The organism is Streptomyces mashuensis (assembly GCF_014654785.1).
Taxonomy (GTDB): Bacteria; Actinomycetota; Actinomycetes; order Streptomycetales; family Streptomycetaceae; genus Streptomyces; species Streptomyces mashuensis.
On sequence record NZ_BNBD01000001.1, the window covers coordinates 486,498 to 509,737 of the forward strand.

At 74.6% G+C, this 23,240-nt stretch carries 18 protein-coding genes; 12 read left to right on the top strand and 6 right to left on the bottom strand.

From position 1 onward, the window contains the following. Positions 1–2: 2 nt before the first annotated feature. The 5 genes from IE305_RS01920 to IE305_RS01940 form a co-directional block, all read right to left on the bottom strand. Positions 3–965, bottom strand: coding sequence for an HpcH/HpaI aldolase/citrate lyase family protein (locus tag IE305_RS01920; RefSeq protein WP_190127577.1), 963 nt, complete (start codon positions 963–965; stop codon positions 3–5). Next, positions 962–2,974 (bottom strand): ethylmalonyl-CoA mutase, encoded by a 2,013-nt coding sequence (locus IE305_RS01925; protein ID WP_190128165.1) that lies wholly within the window; start codon positions 2,972–2,974, stop codon positions 962–964. Before IE305_RS01925 ends, IE305_RS01920 begins: the two co-directional genes overlap by 4 nt. Positions 2,975–2,992: 18 nt before the next feature. Then, on the bottom strand, positions 2,993–4,330 hold the full coding sequence (gene ccrA / locus IE305_RS01930) for a crotonyl-CoA carboxylase/reductase (protein ID WP_190127578.1): 1,338 nt from the start codon (positions 4,328–4,330) through the stop codon (positions 2,993–2,995). Between the two features lie 401 nt (positions 4,331–4,731). Continuing rightward, positions 4,732–5,607: a TetR family transcriptional regulator gene (locus IE305_RS01935; RefSeq protein WP_190127579.1), complete on the bottom strand. Its 876-nt coding sequence runs from the start codon at positions 5,605–5,607 to the stop codon at positions 4,732–4,734. Positions 5,608–5,692: 85 nt separating this feature from the next. Beyond that, positions 5,693–7,525 carry a 3-hydroxyacyl-CoA dehydrogenase family protein gene (locus IE305_RS01940; RefSeq protein ID WP_190127580.1) on the bottom strand — a complete coding sequence of 611 codons (1,833 nt, stop codon included), beginning with the start codon at positions 7,523–7,525 and terminating at the stop codon, positions 5,693–5,695. Between the two features lie 331 nt (positions 7,526–7,856). On the opposite strand from IE305_RS01940, the gene IE305_RS01945 reads away from it, so the two are divergent. From IE305_RS01945 to IE305_RS01970, 6 genes are all read left to right on the top strand, one after another. After that, complete coding sequence (locus IE305_RS01945) at positions 7,857–8,498, top strand: HEAT repeat domain-containing protein (protein WP_190127581.1); 642 nt, start codon at positions 7,857–7,859, stop codon at positions 8,496–8,498. A gap of 239 nt (positions 8,499–8,737) precedes the next feature. Continuing rightward, positions 8,738–9,196, top strand: a complete 459-nt coding sequence (locus IE305_RS01950; protein WP_190127582.1) for an SRPBCC family protein — start codon at positions 8,738–8,740, stop codon at positions 9,194–9,196. Positions 9,197–9,419: 223 nt separating this feature from the next. Next, entirely contained in the window at positions 9,420–11,810 is a 2,391-nt protein-coding gene (locus IE305_RS01955; protein WP_190127583.1) for an MFS transporter, read from the top strand. A 33-nt stretch (positions 11,811–11,843) separates the two neighbouring features. Then, complete coding sequence (locus IE305_RS01960; RefSeq protein WP_190128166.1) at positions 11,844–12,677, top strand: M55 family metallopeptidase; 834 nt, start codon at positions 11,844–11,846, stop codon at positions 12,675–12,677. After that, positions 12,670–14,109, top strand: a complete 1,440-nt coding sequence (locus tag IE305_RS01965; RefSeq protein ID WP_190127584.1) for a M20/M25/M40 family metallo-hydrolase — start codon at positions 12,670–12,672, stop codon at positions 14,107–14,109. The genes IE305_RS01960 and IE305_RS01965 overlap by 8 nt, the downstream gene beginning before the upstream one ends. A 5-nt stretch (positions 14,110–14,114) precedes the next feature. Next, on the top strand, positions 14,115–16,136 hold the full coding sequence (locus IE305_RS01970) for a prolyl oligopeptidase family serine peptidase (protein ID WP_190127585.1): 2,022 nt from the start codon (positions 14,115–14,117) through the stop codon (positions 16,134–16,136). Here IE305_RS01970 and IE305_RS01975 read toward each other — a convergent pair. Beyond that, positions 16,126–16,914 (bottom strand): ABC transporter ATP-binding protein, encoded by a 789-nt coding sequence (locus tag IE305_RS01975; RefSeq protein ID WP_190127586.1) that lies wholly within the window; start codon positions 16,912–16,914, stop codon positions 16,126–16,128. The two genes, IE305_RS01970 and IE305_RS01975, sit on opposite strands and share 11 nt — an antisense overlap. Before the next feature lie 168 nt (positions 16,915–17,082). Between IE305_RS01975 and IE305_RS01980 the strand changes: the two genes are divergently transcribed. The 6 genes from IE305_RS01980 (at position 17,083) to IE305_RS33410 (ending at position 23,134) form a co-directional block, all read left to right on the top strand. Further along, the gene (locus IE305_RS01980; RefSeq protein WP_229890424.1) at positions 17,083–17,877 is read left to right on the top strand and encodes a 2,3-dihydro-2,3-dihydroxybenzoate dehydrogenase; all 795 of its coding nucleotides are present in this window, start codon (positions 17,083–17,085) and stop codon (positions 17,875–17,877) included. Between the two features lie 273 nt (positions 17,878–18,150). Continuing rightward, positions 18,151–19,383: an isochorismate synthase DhbC gene (gene dhbC, locus IE305_RS01985; protein WP_190128168.1), complete on the top strand. Its 1,233-nt coding sequence runs from the start codon at positions 18,151–18,153 to the stop codon at positions 19,381–19,383. Continuing rightward, positions 19,380–21,020 (top strand): (2,3-dihydroxybenzoyl)adenylate synthase, encoded by a 1,641-nt coding sequence (locus tag IE305_RS01990; protein WP_190127587.1) that lies wholly within the window; start codon positions 19,380–19,382, stop codon positions 21,018–21,020. Before dhbC ends, IE305_RS01990 begins: the two co-directional genes overlap by 4 nt. A gap of 10 nt (positions 21,021–21,030) precedes the next feature. Next, the gene (locus IE305_RS01995) at positions 21,031–21,663 is read left to right on the top strand and encodes an isochorismatase family protein (RefSeq protein WP_190127588.1); all 633 of its coding nucleotides are present in this window, start codon (positions 21,031–21,033) and stop codon (positions 21,661–21,663) included. A gap of 5 nt (positions 21,664–21,668) precedes the next feature. Further along, the gene (locus IE305_RS02000; protein WP_190127589.1) at positions 21,669–21,908 is read left to right on the top strand and encodes a phosphopantetheine-binding protein; all 240 of its coding nucleotides are present in this window, start codon (positions 21,669–21,671) and stop codon (positions 21,906–21,908) included. 98 nt (positions 21,909–22,006) lie between these two features. Then, entirely contained in the window at positions 22,007–23,134 is a 1,128-nt protein-coding gene (locus tag IE305_RS33410; RefSeq protein WP_308440221.1) for an AMP-binding protein, read from the top strand. Positions 23,135–23,240 lie beyond the last annotated feature (106 nt).

The window sequence follows — 23,240 nt, forward strand, 5'->3', positions numbered from 1 at the left end:
GCTCACGCCTCCGGGATCTCGAACTTGGACGTGCGGCTCATCCCGGCGGCCCGGCCCTTGCCGGCGACGACCAGCGCCATCTTCCGGCTCGCCTCGTCGATCATCTCGTCGCCGAGCATGGCCGAGCCCTTCTTCCCGCCGGCCTCGGAGGTGTGGTACTCGTACGCGTCCAGGATCAGCTCGGCGCGGTCGTAGTCCTCCTGGGAGGGCGAGAAGACCTCGTTGGCCGCCTCGACCTGGCCCGGGTGCAGCACCCACTTGCCGTCGAAGCCCAGGGCGGCGGCCCGGCCGGCCACCTCCCGGTAGCCGTCGACGTTCTTGATCTGGAGGTAGGGGCCGTCGATGGCCTGGAGGTCGTGGGCGCGGGCGGCCATCAGGATGCGCATGAGGATGTAGTGGTAGGCGTCCGCCGGGTAGCCGGGCGGCTGCTCGCCGACCACGAGGGTCTTCATGTTGATGGAGGCCATGAAGTCCGCCGGGCCGAAGATGATGGTCTCCAGCCGGGGCGAGGCGGCGGCGATCGCGTCGACGTTCACCAGGCCCTTGGCGTTCTCGATCTGCGCCTCGATGCCGATGCGGCCGACCTCGAAGCCCATGGTCTTCTCGATCTGCGTGAGCAGCAGGTCCAGGGCGACGACCTGCTGGGCGTCCTGCACCTTGGGCAGCATGATGCAGTCCAGGTTGGGCCCGGCGCCCTCGACGACGGTGATCACGTCGCGGTAGGTCCAGTGCGTGGTCCAGTCGTTGACGCGCACCACGCGGGTCTTGCCGGTCCAGTCGCCGTTGTTGAGCGCGTCGACGATGGTGTGCCGGGCGCCCTCCTTCGCCAGCGGGGCGCAGGCGTCCTCCAGGTCGAGGAAGACCTGGTCGGCGGGGAGGCCCTGGGCCTTCTCCAGGAAACGGGGGTTGCTGCCGGGGACGGCGAGGCAGGAGCGGCGGGGGCGCAGCCGGTTCACGGCGGTCATGCGGGGACCTCCAGGGGGTCGAGCTTGTTCGCTTTCCGGATCTCGTCGACGATACGGCCGATGATCTCCGTGATGCCGAAGTCCTTCGGGGTGAAGACCGCGGCGACGCCGGCCGCGCGCAGCGCGTCCGCGTCGGCGGCGGGGATGATGCCGCCGACGATCACCGGCATGTCGGTGGCGCCGGCGGCCCGGAGCCGGGCCAGCACGTCGGGCACCAGCTCGGCGTGCGAGCCGGAGAGGATGGACAGGCCCACGCAGTGCACGTCCTCGGCGACGGCCGCCGCCACGATCTGTTCCGGGGTGAGCCGGATGCCCTGGTAGACCACCTCGAAGCCGGCGTCGCGGGCCCGTACGGCGATCTGCTCGGCGCCGTTGGAGTGGCCGTCGAGGCCGGGCTTGCCCACCAGGAGGCGCAGCCGGCCGCCGCCGAGCTCCTCGGCGGTGCGGTGCACCTTCTCGCGTACGGCGGCCAGCGGGCTGCCGGCCTCGGCGGCCACGGCGACGGGGGCGCCGCCCACGCCGGTGGGGGCGCGGAACTCGCCGAAGACGTCGCGCAGGGCCCAGGACCACTCGCCGGTGGTCACCCCGGCGCGGACGCACTCCAGGGTGGCGGGCATGAGGTTGGCGGTGCCGGCCGCGGCCCGCTTGAGCTCGCTCAGGGCCTCCTGGGCCCGGCCCTCGTCGCGGTTGTCGCGCCAGCGGTGCAGGGCGGCGACGACGGCTGCCTCGCCGGCCGGGTCGACCGTCATGATGGCGGTGTCCAGGTCGGCGGTGAGCGGGTTGGGTTCGGTGGTCTCGAAGCAGTTGACGCCGACGATCTTCTCCTCGCCGGACTCGATGCGGGCCCGCCGCTCGGCGTGCGAGGCGACGAGCTGGGCCTTGAGGTAGCCGGACTCGACGGCCGCCATGGCGCCGCCCATCGCCCCGATCCGTTCGATCTCGGCCAGGGACTCCTCGACGAGCTTCGAGACCTTGGCCTCGATCACGGTCGAGCCCTCGAAGATGTCGTCGTACTCCAGCAGGTCGCTCTCGTGGGCGAGGACCTGCTGGATGCGCAGCGACCACTGCTGGTCCCAGGGGCGGGGCAGGCCGAGGGCCTCGTTCCAGGCGGGCAGCTGCACGGCGCGGGCGCGGGCGTCCTTGGAGAGGGTGACGGCCAGCATCTCCAGGACGATGCGCTGGACGTTGTTCTCCGGCTGGGCCTCGGTGAGGCCCAGCGAGTTGACCTGGACGCCGTAGCGGAACCGGCGCTGCCGGGGGTCGGTGATGCCGTACCGCTCCCGGGTGATGTGGTCCCAGATGCGGCCGAACGCCCGCATCTTGCACATTTCCTCGATGAACCGGACGCCGGCGTTGACGAAGAAGGAGATCCGCCCGACGACGTCGCCGAACCGCTCCGGCGGCACCTGTCCCGAGTCCCGCACCGCGTCCAGCACGGCGATGGCGGTGGACATCGCGTACGACACCTCCTGCACGGGCGTGGCGCCCGCCTCCTGGAGGTGGTAGCTGCAGATGTTGATCGGGTTCCACTTGGGGATGTGGCTGACCGTGTAGCTGATCATGTCGGTGGTCAGCCGCAGCGAGGGGCCCGGCGGGAAGACGTGCGTCCCGCGCGAGAGGTACTCCTTGACGATGTCGTTCTGCGTCGTCCCCTGGAGCTGCGCGACGTCGGCGCCCTGCTCCTCGGCGACCACCTGGTAGAGGGCCAGCAGCCACATGGCGGTGGCGTTGATGGTCATCGAGGTGTTCATGCGCTCCAGGGGGATGTCCTGGAACAGCCGCCGCATGTCGCCCAGGTGGGCGACGGGCACCCCGACCCGGCCGACCTCGCCCCGGGCGAGGACGTGGTCGGGGTCGTAGCCGGTCTGCGTGGGCAGGTCGAAGGCGACGGACAGGCCGGTCTGGCCCTTGGCCAGGTTGCGCCGGTAGAGCTCGTTGGACGCCTCGGCGGTGGAGTGCCCGGCGTACGTCCGCATCAGCCACGGACGGTCCTTGTGACGCTCGGTCATACGCTCGGTCATCGGTGGTCACACATTCCGGAAGCGGTTGATCGCGTCGATGTGCCGGGCGCGCATCTCCTCGTCGCGCACGCCCATGCCCTCCTCGGGCGCCAGGCACAGCACCCCGACCTTGCCCTGGTGGACGTTGCGGTGGACGTCGTGGGCGGCCTGGCCGGTCTCGTCCAGGCGGTAGGTCTTCGACAGGGTGGGGTGGATCTTCCCCTTGGCGATGAGGCGGTTGGCCTCCCACGCCTCGCGGTAGTTGGCGAAGTGCGAGCCGATGATGCGCTTCAGCGACATCCACAGGTACCGGTTGTCGTACTCGTGCAGGTAGCCGGAGGTCGAGGCGCAGGTGGTGATGGTGCCGCCCTTGCGGGTGACGTAGACCGAGGCGCCGAAGGTCTCGCGGCCGGGGTGCTCGAAGACGATGTCGATGTCCTCGCCGCCGGTGAGCTCGCGGATGCGCTTGCCGAAGCGCTTCCACTCCTTGGGGTCCTGGGTCCGCTCGTCCTTCCAGAACCGGTAGTCCTCGGCCTTGCGGTCGATGATCGCCTCGGCGCCCATGGAGCGGCAGATGTCCGCCTTCTGCTCGCTGGAGACGACGCAAACGGGGTTGGCGCCGCCGGCCAGCGCGAACTGGGTGGCGTACGAGCCGAGGCCGCCGCTCGCGCCCCAGATGAGGACGTTGTCGCCCTGCTTCATGCCGGCGCCGTTGCGGGAGACCAGCTGCCGGTAGGCGGTGGAGTTGACCAGGCCGGGGGCGGCGGCCTCCTCCCAGCTGAGGTGGGCGGGCTTGGGCATCAGCTGGTTGGACTTGACCAGGGCGATCTCGGCGAGTCCGCCGAAGTTGGTCTCGAAGCCCCAGATGCGCTGCTCGGGGTCGAGCATGGTGTCGTTGTGGCCGTCGCTCGACTCCAGCTCGACGGACAGGCAGTGCGCGACGACCTCGTCGCCGGGCTTCCAGGCGTTGACGCCGGGGCCGGTGCGCAGGACGACGCCCGCGAGGTCGGAGCCGATGACGTGGTACGGCAGGTCGTGCCGCTTGGCCAGCTCGCTGGTGCGGCCGTAGCGCTCCAGGAACCCGAAGGTGGACAGCGGCTCGAAGATGGAGGTCCACACCGAGTTGTAGTTCACGGAGCTGGCCATGACGGCCACGAGCGCCTCGCCGGGGCCGAGTTCGGGCACGGGGACCTCGTCCACGTGCAGCGACTTGCGCGGGTCCTTCTCGCGGGTGGTGAGCCCTTCGAACATCCCGGCCTCGTCCTTGTGCACGGTCACCGCGCGGTAGGACTCGGGGAGGGGGAGCGCGGCGAAGTCCTCGGCGCGGGTGTCGGACGCGAGGATCGCGTCGAGTATGTGGTTCACGGATGGCCTCCGGCGAAGCTCGTCGAGGGAACGGGCTTGAGGGAACGTCGGGGGTGGTGCGTCTGCTGCGGGTGGTGCCGTCGGTTCGGCGGGTGGTGCGGGTACGGGACCGTGCTCGGGTGGCGCGGTGCGAGCCTGGTGACGCAGGCGGGGTCCGGGCGCACAAGTCGCCCAGGTGACGGGGGACTTGCGGGGACAGCCGGCGCACGACGGTCGGGTCTGCGCGCCGGCCGCCCGGACGCCTTCAAGGTATGGCACCGCGTGCCAGCCGACAAGACACTGCGTGCCAAGAATTTCTCTCACTTGTCATGCGGGCGGCACGGATGAGCAACACAAAGGCCGCCCGGCGCCGGGCGGCCTGAGATGTTTGTGCGGTTGTGTCCTGAAATGCGGGGTGGATTCTAGGAGACGGTGCCGAGCGCCTTCTCGATCGCGCGCATGACCTCGCCCAGCGGCGCGTCCGTCCGCGCGACCGTCACCAGCACGCCGCCCTCGGCCCGCGCCGTGGCCGCGGGCTCCTCCTCCGCCGTGGTGGCGCGTCCCGCGCCGATGCCGGTGCCGAAGGTCTCCCGGACGATGGCGAAGGCGTGGTCGAGCTGGGTCTCCACATCGCCCTTGCCGCCGCCGCGCAGCCAGCGCCGCAGGACGTGGTTGTGCGCGGTGACCACGGCCGAGGCCGCCACCTCCGCCAGCAGCGGGTCGTCGTCGTGGTGGGAGGTGGACTCGTCGAAGTGGCCCAGCAGGTAGCGGGTGAACAGCCGCTCGTAGCGGGCCACGGAGGCGATCTCGCGCTCGCGCAGCGTCGGCACCTCACGGGTGAGGCGGTAGCGCTCCACGGAGACGGCGGGGGAGGCCGCGTACATCCGCATGACCTCCTTGATCCCCCGGCACACGGTGTCCAGCGGGTTCTCGTGCGGCGGCGCGGCCTCCAGCACGGCCGCCGCACGGACCAGCGTGTCGTCGTGGTCGGGGAAGATGGCCTCTTCCTTGGAACGGAAGTGACGGAAGAAGGTCCGGCGGGCCACCCCGGCCGCCGCCGCGATCTCGTCGACGGTGGTGGCCTCGTAGCCCTTGGTCGCGAACAACTCCATCGCCGCGGCGGCGAGTTTGCGGCGCATGGTGAGCCGCTGGGCCGCGGCGCGGCGGGCGCCGGCGGGCTCGCCGGCGGCCTTGCCGGTGCGCCGGCCCGGCCGGACGGCGGGTTCCTCGGCCTCGGCTTTCCCGGACTCGGGGGCGGCCCCGCGCGGCGCGCGGGCGGACTTGGCGGGCTGGGACATGTGGGGAACGTAACACGCGCCCGTGTGCCGGTGCCGGGGCGGACTCCCGGAGGGCTCCAGCAGACCGCCCCAGCCGGGGTCCCGGTCAGGTGCGCGCATGCTCGCGGAAGCCGCGCCCGGTCTTGCGCCCCAGCCGGCCCGCGGCGACCAGCTGTTCGAGCAGCGGCGACGGGGCCAGGCCCGGGTCGCGGAACTCCCGGTGCAGCACGCTCTGGATGGTGAGCGAGATGTCCAGGCCCACCACGTCCAGCAGCTCGAAGGGGCCCATCGGGTAGCCGCCGCCGAGCCGCATCGCCGTGTCCACGACGTCCGGCGACGCGTAGTGCTCCTCCACCAGCCGCACCGCGTTGTTGAGGTAGGGGAACAGCAGCGCGTTGACGATGAACCCGGCCCGGTCGCCGCAGTCCACCGCGTGCTTGCCGATCCGGCCGCACACCGCCCGGACGGTGGTGAGCGCGTCCTCGGCCGTGAGCACCGTGCGCACCACCTCCACCAGCTTCATCGCCGGCGCCGGGTTGAAGAAGTGCATGCCCACCACGTCCTGCGGGCGCGAGGTGGCCCGCGCGCAGGCGATCACGGGCAGCGACGAGGTGGTGGTGGCCAGCACCGCGCCCGGCCGGCAGACCCGGTCGAGCCCGGCGAACAGCTCCCGCTTGACCGCCAGGTCCTCCGCGACCGCCTCCACCACCAGGTCCGCGTCCGCCAGCGCGTCCAGCGTGGCCGCCGTGGTGACCGCGGCGAGCGCCGCCTCCCGCTGCGCCGCCGTCAGCCGGCCCTTCTCCACCGAGCGGGCCAGCGACGCGGCGATGCGGTCCCTGGCCGCCGTGGCCTTCTCCGCGGACCGGGCCACCAGCACCACCGGGTGCCCGGCCTTGGCGAACACCTCGGCTATACCGCTCGCCATCGTCCCCGAGCCCACCACCCCCACCGACCGCACCTCGCGGCCCGGGCCGGCCTCCGCGACCGGGCGCGGGGTGAGCGCGTCCGCCACCACGGTGCGCGAGCCGGGCCCGTCGTACGTGTAGAAGCCCCGGCCCGCCTTGCGGCCCGTGAGGCCGGCGGCCGCCAGCTGGCCCAGCACCGGCGCCGGCGCGTGCAGCCGGTCGCCCGACCACGCGTACAGCGCCTCCAGGACCGTGCGCGCCGTGTCGATGCCGATCAGGTCGAGCAGGGCCAGCGGGCCCATCGGCAGCCCGCAGCCCAGCCGCATCGCCGCGTCGATGTCCTCGCGCGTGGCGTACCGCGACTCGTACATCGCCGCCGCCTGGTTGAGGTAGCCCAGCAGCAGCCCGTCGGCCACGAAACCGGGCCGGTCGCCCACGGCCACCGGCTCCTTGCCCAGTTCCCGCGCCAGCGCGGTCACCGCGGCCACCGCCTCCGGCGCGGTGATCACCGAGGAGACCACCTCGACCAGCTTCATCACCGGCGCCGGGTTGAAGAAGTGCAGCCCCACCACCCGCTCGGGCCGGGCGGAGTCGGCGGCCAGCTTCGTCACAGACAGGGCGTTGGTGCTGGTGGCGAGGATCGCGCCGGGCCGCACGACCCCGTCCAGCGCGGCGAACACCTCCTGCTTGAGGCGGTGGTCCTCCGGCACCGCCTCGACCACCAGGTCGGCCTCCGCCGCGGCGGCCACGTCGCGGGAGGTGCGGAACCGGGCCAGCGCCGCCCGGCGCTCGCCCTCGGTGAGGAGCCCGCGCTCCACGGCACGGGCGGTGGCGGCCTCCAGGGCCGCCCCGGCCCGCAACGCGGCGGCGTCGGAGACGTCGATGCCGACGACGTCACGGCCGGAGAGGACGAGCAGTTCGGCGATGCCGGTGCCCATGGTGCCCAGGCCCACGACGGCGACGTTCGCCAGGCGCGGCGTGGCGGAGGGGGCGGAACCGAGAAGGGACGGCTCGGTCGTGGAGGTGCGGTCCATCGCGTGACTCCGTAAGGATGTTCCCCGTGGGCGGGGAGCGACGACATGAGGGAGGACGCGGACGGCAGCAGGCGCCCGCGGTGAGGAAGGTGGCACAGGGGGTGCGACCGGCAGGCCCTGTCCCGGGGCCGTGCCGTGAAGACGGAGTGCCGAACCGGCGGACTGCGTCGTGCGCCGGGCGTGAAGCCGGGCGGAACGGGCCGCGTCACCGGCCCGGGGAACGGGGTCGACCGCTCCTGTCCGGAGATTAACCGACGGGTAGCGCACAACGCCAGGGTGGTTGCGGGCCCACTTACGATGTGGCGGAGGCCACTCGGGGAGGAGAGCCGACATGGATCCGGAATTCCGCGCGCTGCTGAAACGGGTACGGGCCGAACTGGTCTCCCCGGCCGAGTTCTCGGCCTACGAGCACCTGCTCAAGCTCGTGCGCACCGACGGCCGCGCCGCCCGCGACGAACTCGCCGGCGTCCTGGTGGCCCCCGAACGCCCGCTGTGGGCCCGGGAGATCGCCGCCTTCGCCCTCGGCGTCAAGGGCGACCGCAGGGCGTTCGAGACCCTCGTCCTCCTCCTCAACTACCGCGAACCCGCCCGCTGTGCCACGGCCGCCCACGCCCTGGCCCTGCTCCGCGACCCCCGCACCGCCAAGGCCGCCGCCGCGCTGGCCACCAACCCGGTGCGCACCGCCTACGCCGTCCACCCCGTACGGCTGCTGGCCGAACTGCGCGCCCCCGAGTCCGTCCCGGCGCTGATGTCGACGCTGGAACGGCTGCTGGTGGCCCGTGACCACTGCTGGCCCGTCGCCCGCGCCTGCGTCGAGGGCCTGGGCCGGCTGGGCGACCGGCGCGCCGAGGCCACCCTCGTGGCCGCCCGGGAACACCCGCAGCTGCGCCCGGCCGCCGTCGAGGCGCTGGCCCGGCTGACCGGCCGGCGCGGCGGCGGCACCCACGGCGTACGGACCGGCTCCGTCACCTGACGCACCCCGGCTACGGCGCGGCGCCCGCACCGGCGGGGCGTGCGGGACCGACCGGGATACGGCGGGCGCAGGAGGGGGCGGACGGGCGGCGCGCACCATTGACGCGCACCACCCCCCGCTCCCGGCGCGCGCCCGGATTTTGGGGCGGTGCGACGATGGTGGTTGGCTTTGCCCGCACCCCCACGCAGGTGCGGCAGTCACGGCATCTGCGGATTTTCCAGCGTCCGGGAGGACAAGCAATGGGCCAGGTCGAGGCCACCACGCAGCGGACCATCGCGGCGAGCGCCGACGACGTCTTCGACGCGCTCGCCGACTACCAGGGCACCCGCCCCAAGCTCCTCACGGAGCACTTCAGCGAGTACGAGGTGCGCGAGGGCGGCGACGGCAAGGGCACGCTCGTGCACTGGAAGCTCCAGGCCACCAGCAAGCGCGTGCGGGACTGCCTGCTGGAGGTCGACGAGCCCACCGACGGCCAGCTGGTGGAGAAGGACCGCAACTCCTCCATGGTCACCACCTGGGTCGTCACCCCGGCCGGCGAGGGCCGTGCGCAGGTGACCGTGGCCACCCGGTGGAACGGCGCCGGCGGCATCGGCGGCTTCTTCGAGCGCACCTTCGCCCCCAAGGGCCTCTGCCGCATCTACGACGCCATGCTCGCCAAGCTGGCCGCCGAGGTGGAGGGCGCCGGCACCGCCGGCTGACCCCCGCCCCTGCGCGAACCCGCCCGGAGCCGCCCGGACCGTCCCGGTCCGGGCTCACCGGATCGAGTGGTTCTCCCCCCGGCGCACCCTCGTGCCCAAACCGCCTCCGACCGGCAGAAAGTGCCGTGTCCGGCGCTCCGGCGCAAAACGTCGCGCTTGCTGGCCGTTGTCGCGTAATGCGAGAAATGGGCGGCAACCGCAGGCACGACGAGGGGAGCAGTACGTGGGCGGGTCCACTGTCGAGACCATCGTGGCGACGAGCGGCAGGACGCTTCCGCCGGCCCCCGCGGCACCCCTCCCGGCCACCGCCCGCCCCCTGCCCGGACCCGGCCGGTCCCGGCTCGTCCTCGCCGGCCTCCTGCTCGCCGTGCTGCTCGCCGCGCTCGACCAGACCCTCGTCGCCGGCGCCCTGCCCGCCGTCGCCACCGACCTGCACGGCGCCGGCCGCGCCCCCTGGGCCGTCACCGCCTACCTGCTCACCTCCACCGCCGCCCTGCCCCTCCTCGGCAAGCTCGGCGACCTCTCCGGCCGCAAGCCCGTCGTCCTCTTCGCCCTCGTCGTCTTCCTCGCCGGGTCCGCCCTCGCCGGCTGCTCCCGCACCATGGACCAGCTCATCGCCTTCCGCGCCCTCCAGGGCGTGGGCGCCGGCGGGCTGTTCGCCGGCGCCCAGGCCGTCGTCGCCGACCTCGTGCCGGCCCGCGCCCGCGGCCGCCACCTCGGCGCCCTCGGCGCCGTGGCCGGGCTCGCCGCCGTCGCCGGCCCGCTGCTCGGCGGCTTCCTCACCGGCCACGCCTCCTGGCGCTGGTGCTTCTGGATCGACCTGCCGCCCGGCCTCCTCGCGCTCCTCGTCGTCGCCACCGCGCTCCGCCTGCCCCGGCCGCCCCGCCGCGCCCGCTTCGACGTCCTGGGCGCCCTCCTCCTCACCGCCTCCACCAGCTGCCTGGTGCTCCTCGCCACCTGGGGCGGCACCCAGTACGCCTGGACCTCCCGCACCGTCGCCGGCCTGGCCGCCGGTGCGCTCGGCACGGCCCTGCTGCTCGTCGTCGTCGAGCACTTCGCCGCAGAACCGATCATCCCGCCGCACCTCTTCCGGGACCCCGTCTTCACCGTCTCCACCCTGGCCGGGGCGGTCGCCGGCGTCGCCCTCGCCACCGCCGCCGGACACCTCACGGCCTTCCTCCGGATGACCGACGGCGCCGGCGCCGCCGCCTCCGGGCTGCTGATGCTGCCCATGATGGGCGCCGTCGCGGTCGCCTCGCTCCTCGCCGGCCACCTCGTCAGCCGAACGGGCCACTACAAACTGCTGCCCGTGCTCGGCGGCGCCCTCTCCGCCGAGGGCGCCTACCTGCTCTCCCACCTCGACGCCCAGACCGGGCGGCTGTCCTCCAGCCTCTGGATGGCCATCCTCGGCACCGGCATCGGCCTGACCCTGCCCGTCCTCGTCCTGGCCGTGCAGAACTCCGCCCACCCCGCCGACGTCGGTGCCGCGACCAGCGCCCACCACTACGTACGGCAGATCGCCGGCGCGCTCGGCGCCGCGGCCCTCGGCACCCTCCTCGCCCACCGCCTGGGCACCGCCCTGGCCACCGAACTGCCGCCGCGGCCCGGGCTCCCGGAGCCGGACTCCCTCACCCCGCAGCTGGTGCGAGCCCTCCCCGCCCCGCTGCGCGACGGGTACGTCCGGGCCTTCGCCGAGGCCGTGCCGCAGGTCTTCCTCGTCCTCGTACCGGTGCTCATCGTGGGCTTCCTGCTCGCCCTCCTGCTGAAAGAGAAACCACTGGTGTCCTACAACGCCCCCGACGCCGCCGTCCCGTCCGCGCGCACCGCACCGCCGGCCGACCCGGCGCCCTTCGTCGCGGGCATCCCCGTGACGGGCTCCGTCCAGCACCACGACGGCACCACCGTGCCGCGCGCCGCCCTGACCCTCATCGACGTCCAGGGCCGGCAGATCGGCCGCGGCGCCAGCGGCGAGGACGGCCGGTACGCCCTGAGCACGCCGGGCACCGGCGCGTACGTCCTCATCGCCGCCGCCGGCGGCCACCAGCCGCAGGCCGTCACCGTCACCGTCGGCGAACGCCCCGTCGAGCTCGACGTCGTCCTCGGCGGCGCCGGGCGGCTGGCCGGCACGGTGTGCACGGCCGACGGCACCCCGGTGCGCGAGGCCCTCGTCACCCTCACCAACGTGCACGGCGAGGTGGTGGCCTCCACCCGCACCGCGCCCGACGGGGGGTACGTCATCGCCGAACTCGTCGCCGGCGAGTACACCCTGGCCTGCTCCGCACCCGCGTTCCGGCCGGCCGCCATGCCCGTCACCGTCCAGTCCGCCCGCGAGACCCGCCAGGACGTCGAGCTGGCCGGCGGCGCGGTGCTGCGCGGCACGGTGCGGGCCGGCGGCGGGCGGCCCGTGGAGGACGCCCGGGTGACGCTGCTGGACGCCGCCGGGAACGTGGTCGACTCCGCCATCACGGGCGCCGACGGCACCTTCCGCTTCGTCGACCTCTCGGCCGGCGAGTACACGGTGGTGGCCGCCGGCTACCCGCCCGTCGCCACGGTCCTGCGCGTCGCGGGCGGCGGCCGCACCGAACGGGACCTCCAGCTCGGCCACGAGGACTGAGACGCGCCCGTCCGCGGTAGGAACCAGGGCATGGTGAAGATCCTGATTTCCGCTGACATGGAGGGGGCCACCGGGGTCACCTGGCCGGCCGACGTCCTGCCGGGCACGCCCCAGTGGGAGCGCTGCCGGCACCTGTTCACCTCGGACGTCGACGCGGCCGTCACCGGGTTCTTCGACGGCGGCGCCGACGCGGTCCTCGTCAACGAGGCGCACTGGAGCATGCGCAACCTGCTGCTGGAGAAGCTGGACGAGCGGGTGGAGATGCTCACCGGCAAGCACAAGACCCTCAGCATGGTCGAGGGCGTCCAGCACGGCGACGTCGACGGCGTCGCCTTCGTCGGCTACCACACGGGGGCGGGCACGGAGGGCGTACTGGCCCACACCTATCTGGCCAACTCCCTGACCGGCGTGTGGGTGAACGGCGCGCGAGCCAGCGAAGGGGTGCTGAACTCTCTCGTCGTCGCCGAATACGGTGTGCCGGTGGTGCTGGTGACCGGCGACGACCGGACCTGCGAGGACGCCCGGGGGTACGCCCCCCGGGCCCGGACGGTCGCCGTCAAGGACTACGTCTCGCGGTACGCGGCCGTGTGCCGCACCCCCGCTCGTACGGCCGCGGACATCCGTGCCGCGGCGAAGGAGGCCACCGCGCTGGCGGTGCGCCACGAGCCGGTGCGCAGCGGCCCGTTCACCATCGAGCTGGAGTTCGACGCCGAGCACCTGGCCGGGGCGGCGACGGCGGTCCCGGGCGTGGAGCAGACCGGCGAGCGGCGCGTGAGCTGCACCCTGCCGACCATGTACGAGGGCATCCGCTGCTTCAAGACGGTGACGACCGTCGTCTCGGCGGCGGTCGAGGAGCAATATGGCTGAAGCGGCGGGCGGGGCACACGCGACGGACGGGGGACGGGCGGGGCACGGGGGGCGGGAGGGGAGGGCGGGCCCGCGCATCGACCGGCGGGCACTGACCGAGGCGGTGCGCTTCACCTCGGACCTCATCCGCATCGACACGACCAACCGCGGCGGCGGCGACTGCCGCGAGCGGCCGGCCGCCGAGTACGTCGCCGGGTGCCTGGCCGACGCCGGTCTGGAACCGGTGCTGCTGGAGAAGGACCCCGGGCGCACCAACGTGGTGGCCCGGGTGCCGGGCGAGGACCGGTCGGCGGACGCCCTGCTGGTCCACGGTCACCTGGACGTGGTGCCCGCGGACCCCGCCGGCTGGAGCACGCACCCGTTCTCGGGCGAGGTGCGGGACGGCGCGGTGTGGGGCCGGGGCGCCATCGACATGAAGAACATGGACGCGATGGTGCTGGCGACCGTGCGGGCCTGGGCGCGGGCCGGGGTGCGGCCGCCGCGGGACATCGTGCTGGCCTTCACCGCGGACGAGGAGGACACCGGGGAACCCGGCTCGGCGTACCTGGCCGAGAAGCACGCCGGCCTCTTCGAGGGGTGCACGGTGGCCATCGGCGAGTCCGGCGGGTACACCTTCCACGCCGACGGCGGGCTGCGGCTGTACCCGGTGGCGGCGGGGGAGCGGGGCACCGCCTGGCTGAAGCTGACCGCGCGGGGCGTGGCCGGGCACGGCTCGAAGATCAACCGCCGGAACGCGGTGGTGAACCTGGCCGCGGCCGTGACCCGCATCGGCGGCCACCGGTGGCCGGTGCGGCTGGTGCCCACGGTCCGGGCGGCGCTGCGGGAGATCGCCCGGGTGCAGGGCGTGCCGGTGGACCTGGACGACCCGGAGCTGGACGTCGACGGCCTGCTGGACAAGCTGGGCCGGTCGGCGGCGCTGGTGGCCGCGACCGTGCGGAACAGCTCCAACCCCACGCAGCTGGAGGCCGGTTACAAGGTGAACGTGGTGCCGGGCGTGGCCGTGGCCCGGGTGGACGGCCGGACGCTGCCCGGTACCGAGGAGGAGTTCCGCGCCACGATGGACCTGCTGACCGGCCCGGACGTGGACTGGGAGCTGTGCCACGGCGAGCCGGGCCTGGCGGCGCCGGTGGACGCGCCGGTGTTCGACCGGATGCGGGCGGCGCTGGAGCGGTTCGACCCGCAGGCGTGCGTGGTGCCGTTCTGCATGTCCGGCGGCACGGACGCCAAGCAGTTCGCCCGCCTGGGGGTGAGCGGCTACGGTTTCTCGCCGGTGCGGCTGCCGGAGGGGTACGACTACCAGGCGATGTTCCACGGCGTCGACGAGCGGGTGCCCGTGGAGGGGCTGCACTTCGGCGTGCGGGTGCTCGACCACTTCCTGATGGACGGTGTCCTGACGGAGGATCAGGCGGGAACGTTCTCTGAGGAGGGGTAGCAATCATGGTGTCCACGACGCCCTACGGTGCCTGGCGGTCCCCCATCGGCGCGGAGCTCGTCGCGGCCCACGACGGCAGGCCGGACTTCGTGGGCACCGTCGGCGAGGAGGTGTGGTGGCTCGTCCCGCGCCCGGCCGAGGACGGCCGTTCGGCGCTGGTGCGGTGCCGCCCCGGCGGTACGGAGGCGGTGGCGCTGCCCGCCCCGTGGGATGTGCGCAGCCGGCTGATGGAGTACGGCGGCGCGCCCTGGGCGGGCGTGCCGCGTGCGGTGGGCGGCCCGCTGCTGGTGTTCGTGCACTTCGCCGACCAGCGGCTGTACGCCTGGGAGCCGGACGACCCGGCGGGTGCGCCGCCCCGGCCGCTGACGCCGGTGTCGGCGGTGGGCGGCGGGCTGCGCTGGGCGGAGCCGCTGCTGCTGCCGGACCGCGGTCCCGCGGGCGAGGTGTGGTGCGTCCTGGAGGAGTTCACGGGCCCGGCGCCCGGTGACGTACGGCGGGTGATCGCCGCGGTGCCGCTGGACGGCTCGGCGGCGCAGGACCGGGCCGCGATACGGGAGCTGAGCGACGGCGGGCACCGTTTCGTCACCGGTCACCGGCTCTCGCCGGACGGCCGCCGGGCCGCCTGGATCGCCTGGGACCACCCGCGCATGCCCTGGGACGGCACGGAGCTGCGGGTGGCCGAGGTCGCCGGCGGGCCGGACGGGGAGCGCTTCTCCGGGGCCCGTACGGTGCTGGGCGGGCCGGAGGAATCGGTGGCGCAGGCCGAGTGGGCGGCGGACGGCACGCTGCTGGCGGTCACCGACCGCACCGGCTGGTGGAACCTGCACCGCGTGGATGCGGGGGATTCCGGCGGGGAGTGGGCGGAGCCGGTCAATCTGTGCCGGCGCGAGGAGGAGTTCGCCGGGCCGCTGTGGCGGCCGGGCACGCGCTGGTTCGTGCCGATGGCCGGCGGGCTGGTGGCCGTGGTGCACGGCCGGGGCGCCCAGCGGCTGGGGATACTCGACCCGGAGACCGGCGAGGTGGTGGACGCGGCCGGCCCGTGGACGGAGTGGGCGCCGTCGCTGCACGCGCACGGCAGCCGGGTGGTGGGCGTGGCGGCGAGCCCGCGCAGCGGGTACGAGGTCGTCGAGCTGGACACGCGGACCGGCCGGGCCCGGGCGGTCGGCGCCCGGCACACGGATGCGGTGGACCCCGCGTACTACCCCGAGCCGCTGATCCGTACGTTCACCGGGCCGGACGGGCGGGAGGTGCACGCCCACGTCTACCCGCCGCACAGCCCGGACCACACCGGCCCGGCCGACGAGCTGCCGCCGTACGTGGTGTGGGCGCACGGCGGGCCCACCAGCCGCGCGGCGCTGGTGCTGGACCTGGAGATCGCCTACTTCACCTCGCGTGGCATCGGCGTGGTGCAGGTGAACTATGGCGGTTCCACCGGGTACGGGCGCGCGTACCGGGAGCGGCTGCGGGAGCGATGGGGCGTCGTGGACGTGGAGGACTGCGCGGCCGTGGCCGAGGCGCTCGCCGAGGAGGGCACGGCCGACCGGGCCCGGCTGGCGATCCGCGGCGGCAGCGCGGGCGGCTGGACGACGGCCGCCTCGCTGGTGTCGACGGGCCTCTACGCGTGCGGCACCATCTTCTTCCCCGTCATCGACCTGCTGGCCTGGGCGGAGGGCGGCACGCACGACTTCGAGTCGCACTACCTGGAGAGCCTCGTCGGCCCGCGGGCCGAGGTGCGCGACCGCTACCGCGACCGGTCCCCGGTGAGCCGGGCGGACCGGGTGACGGCGCCCTTCCTGCTGCTCCAGGGGCTGGACGACCGGGTCTGCCCGCCGGAGCAGAGCGAGCGGTTCGTGCGCGCGGTGGCGGGCCGGGGCGTGCCGCACGCGTACCTCACGTTCGAGGGCGAGGGCCACGGCTTCCGCCGGGAGGAGACGCTGATCCGCGCACAGGAGGCGGAACTGTCCCTCTACGCCCAGGTGTTCGGGCTGGACGTCGGGGACGTGCCGGCGGTGGAGCTCAGCAAGTGAGGCGGGGCCGGGCGGCGGGCACGACGACGGGGGCGCCGTCGCCGGGTGCGGCCAGCACGTCGGCGTCGATGTCGTAGAGCTCGCGGACGAGCGCGGCGTCCACGACCTGCCGCGGGGGGCCCTGCGCGACGATCCGGCCGTCGCGCAGGGCGACGACGGTGTCGGCGTGCCGGGCGGCGGCCGCCAGGTCGTGCAGGACCATCACGACGGTGCGCCCGGCCGCCGCCACCTCGCGGACCAGCTCCAGCACCTCCACGGCGTGGCCGAGGTCGAGCGCGCTGGTCGGCTCGTCGAGGAGGACGACGGGCGTCTGCTGGGCCAGCACCATGGCCAGCCAGCAGCGCTGGCGCTGGCCGCCGGAGAGCCGGTCGAGGCGCCGCCCGGCGAGGGCGGTCGTGCCGGTGGCCTCCAGGGCCTGCGCCACGGCCCGTTCGTCCTCGGCCGACCACTGCCGGAACAGGCCCTGGTGCGGGTGGCGGCCGTAGCGCACGAGCCCGGCGACGGTGACGGCCTCCGGCGCCAGCGGGGACTGCGGCAGGAGCGCCACGCGGTGGGCGGCGGCGCGCGGCGGGAGCCGCCAGATGTCGGCGTCGCCGATGCGCACCGTGCCCGCCTCCGGGCGGTGCAGGCGGGCGAGGGTGCGCAGGAGGGTGGACTTGCCGCAGCCGTTGGGGCCGACAACGGCGACGACCTGTCCCTCGGGGACGGTGAGGTCGACGCCGTGGACGACGGGGTGGCCGGGGTAGCCGGCGGTGAGCTGTTCCACGACAAGGCGCATGAGGTAAGCCTAACCTAACTTTTTCTTACCCCTTTCCCGTCTTTTCCCGTATGCGCCACGGAAGTTGGCGGAAGGGGGTCGGTCGATTCGGGTGCACATCGGTTCCCGTGGTGCGGAAGCGTGTGTAAGGTAAGGCTTACCTAATTCGAACGGAATGGGGGAACCGCCGTGGAGCACTCGGCCGTGCAGCAGTCCGAACTCGCCGGACGCGTCGCGCTGGTCACGGGCGCCGGGCAGGGCATCGGCGAGGCCGTCGTCCGCGCCCTCGTCGCCCGGGGCGCGCGCGTCGCGGCCCTGGACGCCACGCCCGCCGGCGTCAAGGCGCTGGAAGCGGAGTACGGCACCGGCACGGTCACCCACCACGTCGCCGACGTCTCCGACGGCGCCGCCGTCGAAGCCGCCGTCGGCGCGGCCGAGGCGACCCTCGGCCCGCTGGACATCCTCGTCAACGTCGCCGGAGTGCTGCGCACCTCACCGGTCGTCACCACCAGCGACGAGGACTGGGAACGCACCTTCGCGGTGAACTCCACCGGCGTCTTCCACGCCTCCCGCGCCGCGGCCCGCCGCATGGCCGGACGCCGCAGCGGCTGCATCGTCACCGTCGGCTCCAACGCCGCCGGCGTGCCCCGCACCCACATGGCGGCCTACGCGGCCTCCAAGGCCGCCGCCACCATGTTCACCAAATGCCTGGGGCTCGAACTGGCCCGCAGCGGAGTCCGCTGCAACGTCGTCTCGCCCGGCTCCACCGACACCGCGATGCAACGCGCCCTGTGGACCGACGACCGGGCCCCCGGCCGCGTCGTCGACGGCGACCCCGCCGCCTACCGCGTGGGCATCCCCCTGGGCCGCCTCGCGGAACCCGCCGACGTCGCCGAGGCCGTCGTGTTCCTCGTGTCCGACCGGGCCCGGCACATCACCATGCACGACCTCTACGTCGACGGCGGCGCCACGCTGCGCGCCTGACGCGCGCACACCCCCCGACACGGTGGTGGCCCCGATGCCGCGGGGCCACCACCGGCATGCCGCCGGGCGGGACGGTCCCCGCCCGGCGGCCCCACCCCTGTACCGGCCCGACCGCCCCAACCGGACAGGCCCCTTGCCGGACCGGCGGCGCCTTCCGCATGCCCCGCCGCGGGCGCACACTGCCCACCGGCCGCACACCCCACCCCTCACGCCCCGGCGCGACCCGCCGGGAGAACGGAGCAGCAGGTGACCACCGCCCAGCACCTCGCCGGCCTGCCCGACGGCCCGCCGCCGGCGCGGCCGGCCGCACCGGGAGGCCCGCCCCTCCCCGCCCGCCCGGACACCGCGGTCGGCGCCGCCACCTCGCTGCTCGACGCCTACGCCGCCGGCGACACCCGCTTCTTCGCCTCGCCCACCCGCACCCTCCTCGCCTACGGCACCCGCACCGAAGTGCCGCACGGCACCACCCCCTTGCACCGGCGCGTCACCGAGACCCTCGACGCCCGGCTGCTCGCCGGCGACGCCGCACCCCTCGTCGTCGGCGCCGTGCCCTTCGACACCACCGCGCCCGCCGCGCTCGTCGTGCCCCGCACGGTCCACCACGCACCCCCGCTCGCCCACGACCCCCTCATCGCCCTCCCCGCCGCGCCCCCGGCCACCACCGACTGGGACGTCCGCCCCCACCCCGAGCCCGACGCGTACGCCGCGGCCGTCGCCGAAGCCGTACGCCGCATGCGCGCCGGCGAGTTCGCCAAGGTCGTCCTCGCCCGCACCCTCCGGCTGAGAGCCGCACACGCGCCCGACCTGCCCGCGCTGCTCCAGCGCCTCGCCCGCCGCGACCCCGGCGGCCACACCTTCGCCGTCCCCACCGGCCCCGGCCGCACCCTGCTCGGCGCCAGCCCCGAACTCCTCGCCTCCCGCCACGGCGGCCGCATCGTCGCCAACCCCCTGGCCGGGTCCACGCCCCGCAGCGCCGACGTCGCCGAGGACGTCCGCCGGGCCGCCGCACTGCTGCACTCCGAGAAGGACCTGCACGAACACGCCGTCGTCGTGGACGCCGTCCGCGCGGCCCTCGCCCCCTTCTGCCGCACCCTCCACGTCCCCGACCGCCCCACGCTGGTGCGCACCGCCACCATGTGGCACCTGTCCACCACCGTCACCGGCGAACCCGCCGACCCCGCCGTCTCCGCGCTCGAACTGGCGTGCGCCCTGCATCCGACGCCGGCCGTCTGCGGCACCCCCACCGCCACCGCCCGCCGCGTCATCGACGAGCTCGAACCCTTCGACCGGGGCCCCTACGCCGGCATGGTCGGCTGGAGCGACGCCTCCGGCGACGGCGAATGGGTCGTCACCCTCCGCTGCGCCGAGGCCGAGGGCAGCACGCTGCGGCTCTTCGCCGGCGCGGGCGTCGTCGCCGAGTCCTCGCCGGAGGCGGAGACCGCGGAGACCGGCGCCAAGTTCCGCACGTTCCTCCAGGCCGTGGGGGCAGCGGGGGTGGAGCGATGACCGCCCCGGCCCCCGACGCACCCGGCTACCCGCCCGAGTTCGCGGCCCGCTACCGGGCCGCCGGCTGGTGGCGCGGCGAAACGTTCGGGCAGATGCTCCGCGAGCGGGCCGCCGCCCACCCCGACCGGGTCGCGATCACCGACCCCGCCGGGGACGGCCGCCACTGGACCTACGGCGACCTGGACACCCGCGCCGACCGCATGGCCGCCGGCCTCCTCGCGCACGGCATCGGCAAGGGCGACCGCGTCGTCCTCCAGCTGCCGAACATCGCCGAGTTCTTCGAGGTCGTCTTCGCCCTCTTCCGCATCGGCGCCCTGCCCGTCTTCGCCCTGCCCGCCCACCGCGACGCCGAGATCCGCCACTTCTGCGCCTTCACCGAGGCCGTCGCCTACGTCGTCGCCGACGTCACCGACGGCTACGACCACCGGGAGCTCGCCACCCGCGTACGGGCCGGCGTGCCCACTCTCAAGCACGTGTTCGTCGTCGGCGACCCGGGCGAGCACACGGCACTGTCCGACGTCCCGCGCGACCCAGTCGCCATACCCGACGAGCCGGAACCGCACGAGGTGGCCTTCCTCCAGCTGTCCGGCGGCTCCACCGGCGTGCCCAAGCTCATCCCGCGCACCCACGACGACTACCTCTACTCCGTGCGCGGCTCCAACGAGATCTGCGGCGTCGACGAGCACAGCGTCTACCTCTGCGCGCTGCCCGCCGCGCACAACTTCCCGCTCAGCTCGCCCGGCACCCTCGGCGCCCTCCACGCCGGCGCGCGCGTCGTCCTCGCCCCGCGGCCCAGCCCCGACGTCGCCTTCCCGCTGATCGAGCGCGAGCGCGTCACCCTCACCGGGCTCGTGCCGCCGCTCGCCCTCGTCTGGCTGGACGCCGCGCCCACCACCCCGTACGACCTCTCCAGCCTGGAGGTCCTGCTCGTGGGCGGCGCCAAGTTCAGCGAACAGGCGGCGCGCCGGGTCCGGCCCGTCCTCGGCTGCACGCTCCAGCAGGTCTTCGGCATGGCCGAGGGCCTCGTCAACTACACGCGGCTGGACGACGACGAGGAGACCGTCGTCACCACCCAGGGCCGCCCCCTCTCGCCCGGCGACGAGATCCGCGTCGTCGACGACCAGGACCACGACCTGCCGGTGGGCGCCACCGGACACCTGCTCACCCGCGGCCCGTACACCATCCGCGGCTACTGGCGCGCCCCCGAACACAACGCCCGCTCCTTCACCGCCGACGGCTTCTACCGCACCGGCGACGTCGTCCGCCTGACGGAGACCGGGCACCTCGTCGTCGAGGGCCGGGCCAAGGACCAGATCAACCGCGGCGGCGAAAAGGTCGCGGCGGAGGAGGTGGAGAACCACATCCTCGCCCACCCCGCCGTCCACGACGTCGCCGTCGTCTCCATGCCCGACGCCTACCTCGGCGAACGCACCTGCGCGTACGTCGTACTGCGCGCGGGCGCCGGGCCGCTGCGGCCCGTCGAGATCAAGAGGTTCGTACGGGAGCGGGGGCTCGCCGCGTTCAAGGTGCCGGACCGGGTGGAGTTCGTGGACGAATTCCCGCAGACGGGCATCGGCAAGGTCTCGAAGAAGGACCTGCGAGCGGCCCTCGCCGCCACCCACTCCACCGAGCTCTGAAAGGCTGCTCATGGCACTCCCCGCCATCGCCCCCTACCCCATGCCCACGGCCGCGGACCTGCCCGCGAACAAGGCGACCTGGACCGTCGACCCCGCGCGGGCGGTGCTGCTGGTCCACGACCTGCAGAACTACTTCCTCGGCGCGTACCAGCCGGGCACGTCGCCCGTGACGGAGCTCCTGGCCAACGTGGCCCGCCTGCGCGCCCACTGCCACCGCCTGGGCATCCCCGTCGTCTACTCCGCCCAGCCCGGCGGCCAGACCCCCGCCGAACGCGGCCTCCAGCAGGACTTCTGGGGCCCGGGTCTGCCCGACGACGCCCACGCGAAGGCCATCGCGGCCGAGGTGGCACCCACGGCCGGCGACACGGTCCTCACGAAGTGGAAGTACAGCGCGTTCGTCCGCACCGACCTCGCGGAACGGATGGCCGCACAGGGCCGCGACCAGCTCGTCGTCGTGGGCGTCTACGCCCACATCGGCGTGCTGACGACCGCCGCCGACGCGTGGATGCGCGACATCCGGCCGTTCGTCGTCGCGGACGCCGTCGCCGACTTCTCCGCGGAGGACCACGCGACGGCCCTCCACTGGACGGCGGCCAAGTGCGCCGTCGTCACCACCACCGAGCACATCCTGGAAGGGAAGTGACCCCGTTGCCGCCGACCCCGCTGACCGTGGAACGGATCCGCGCCGACGTGGCCGACGTCCTGGGCGAGGACCCCGCCGACATCCCCGACGACGAGAACCTCGTCGACCACGGCCTGGACTCGGTCCGCATCATGACCCTGATCGAACGCTGGAAGCGCGAACACGGCGTGGAAGCCGCCTTCGTGGACCTGGCGGGCGAACCGGCGATCGAGCGGTGGGCGCCGCTGCTGGGGGCCGAACGGTGAGCACCGGTACGGCGACGAGGCCGGCACCGGCGGGGCGGTGTGCGGGTGCGCCGGCGGGGCCGGGGCCGGTGCCCGTCCGGCGGACTGCCCTGCGGTCGGTGCGCCCGGCCTCCGTGTCCGCCGGGCCCGCACGCCCCGCTGCCGGCTACGGGCGCACCGCCGTGGCCCTGCCGCCTACCACCGTCATCGGGCCCGTCGAGGCCCGCGCCGCGCGTACCCCCGGCGCGACCGCGCTCGTCGCCGGCGCCGCCACGCTCACGTACGCCGGGCTCAACACCCGGGCCAACCGCCTCGCCCGCCACCTCGCGGGGTTCGGTCTCGGGCCCGGTACGTGTGCTGCGCTCGCCCTGCCTCCCGGGCCCCGGCTCGTCGTCGCGCTGCTGGCGGTGCTCAAGACGGGTGCGGCCTACGTGCCCACCGGGCTGGCGCCGGACACCGCGCCGCTGTGCGTCGTCACCGACGCCGCGACCCGTGCCTTCCTGCCCGCGGCCGGCGGGCCGTACGTGGTCGTGGACGACCCGCGGGTCCGGGCGCGCACCGCCGCGCAGCTGCCCACCGACCCAGGGCGCGCCCTCACCCCGCACCACCCGGTTGCCGTGCTCGGCGGCACGCCCGTGCCGCACGCCTGGGCCGACGTCCAACTGCGTGCCCTCCAGGGCTGCCACGGGCTCACCGCCGCCGACCGCGTGCTGTACGCGGCACCGGCCGGTGACCCCTGGCCGGCCGACCTGCTCTGGGCCCTGCGCGAGGGCGCCACCGTCGTCCTCGCCGCCCCCGGCACCGACCGCGACCCCGCGGCCCTGGCCCGTACCGCGCGCCGGTACGCCGCCACCACCGTCCGGCTCGCCCCGGAAGCCCTCGTACCCTTCGCCGAGGGCACCGGCGGGCCCGGCGCGCTGCGCCGCGTCCTGTGCACCGGCGAGGAGCTGGACCGCGCCGCGGCCGACCGGTTCCACCGCGCGCTCCCGGGCGTCGGACTGCACCGGCACCACCGCCCCGCCGGCCTGCTGGGCGACCTGACCCACCACCACTGCGCACCGGGCGGCCAGGGCCCCGTACCACTGGGCCGGCCGCTGTGGAACGCCCGGCTGTCCGTACGGGACGAGGTCCTGTACCTCGCCGGCCCCTGGCCGGCCATGGACGGCCCGGTCACGGGCTCGTACCGCACGGGCACGCGCGCCGTGTGGGACGAGACCGGCACGCTGTGGCCGGCAGCGGCACCGTAGGGCCGGGGCCCGCGACGTCCCCGGTTACGGGTCGCCGCCCACGGCGCCGGTCGCGCCCCGTTCGCACGCGCGCCGCAGGGGCCCTGCCGACGGGCCCCTGCGGCCA

What these genes read in the sequence shown, in the direction of transcription:
- IE305_RS01935 (WP_190127579.1), bottom strand. Translation starts at nt 5,607, where the DNA reads ATGTCCCAGCCCGCCAAGTCCGCCCGCGCGCCGCGCGGGGCCGCCCCC.
- IE305_RS01990 (WP_190127587.1), top strand. Translation starts at nt 19,380, where the DNA reads ATGACCGCCCCGGCCCCCGACGCACCCGGCTACCCGCCCGAGTTCGCG.
- IE305_RS01970 (WP_190127585.1), top strand. Translation starts at nt 14,115, where the DNA reads ATGGTGTCCACGACGCCCTACGGTGCCTGGCGGTCCCCCATCGGCGCG.
- IE305_RS01945 (WP_190127581.1), top strand. Translation starts at nt 7,857, where the DNA reads ATGGATCCGGAATTCCGCGCGCTGCTGAAACGGGTACGGGCCGAACTG.
- IE305_RS01950 (WP_190127582.1), top strand. Translation starts at nt 8,738, where the DNA reads ATGGGCCAGGTCGAGGCCACCACGCAGCGGACCATCGCGGCGAGCGCC.
- IE305_RS01995 (WP_190127588.1), top strand. Translation starts at nt 21,031, where the DNA reads ATGGCACTCCCCGCCATCGCCCCCTACCCCATGCCCACGGCCGCGGAC.
- IE305_RS01965 (WP_190127584.1), top strand. Translation starts at nt 12,670, where the DNA reads ATGGCTGAAGCGGCGGGCGGGGCACACGCGACGGACGGGGGACGGGCG.
- IE305_RS01975 (WP_190127586.1), bottom strand. Translation starts at nt 16,914, where the DNA reads ATGCGCCTTGTCGTGGAACAGCTCACCGCCGGCTACCCCGGCCACCCC.
- IE305_RS01920 (WP_190127577.1), bottom strand. Translation starts at nt 965, where the DNA reads ATGACCGCCGTGAACCGGCTGCGCCCCCGCCGCTCCTGCCTCGCCGTC.
- IE305_RS01925 (WP_190128165.1), bottom strand. Translation starts at nt 2,974, where the DNA reads ATGACCGAGCGTCACAAGGACCGTCCGTGGCTGATGCGGACGTACGCC.
- IE305_RS01940 (WP_190127580.1), bottom strand. Translation starts at nt 7,525, where the DNA reads ATGGACCGCACCTCCACGACCGAGCCGTCCCTTCTCGGTTCCGCCCCC.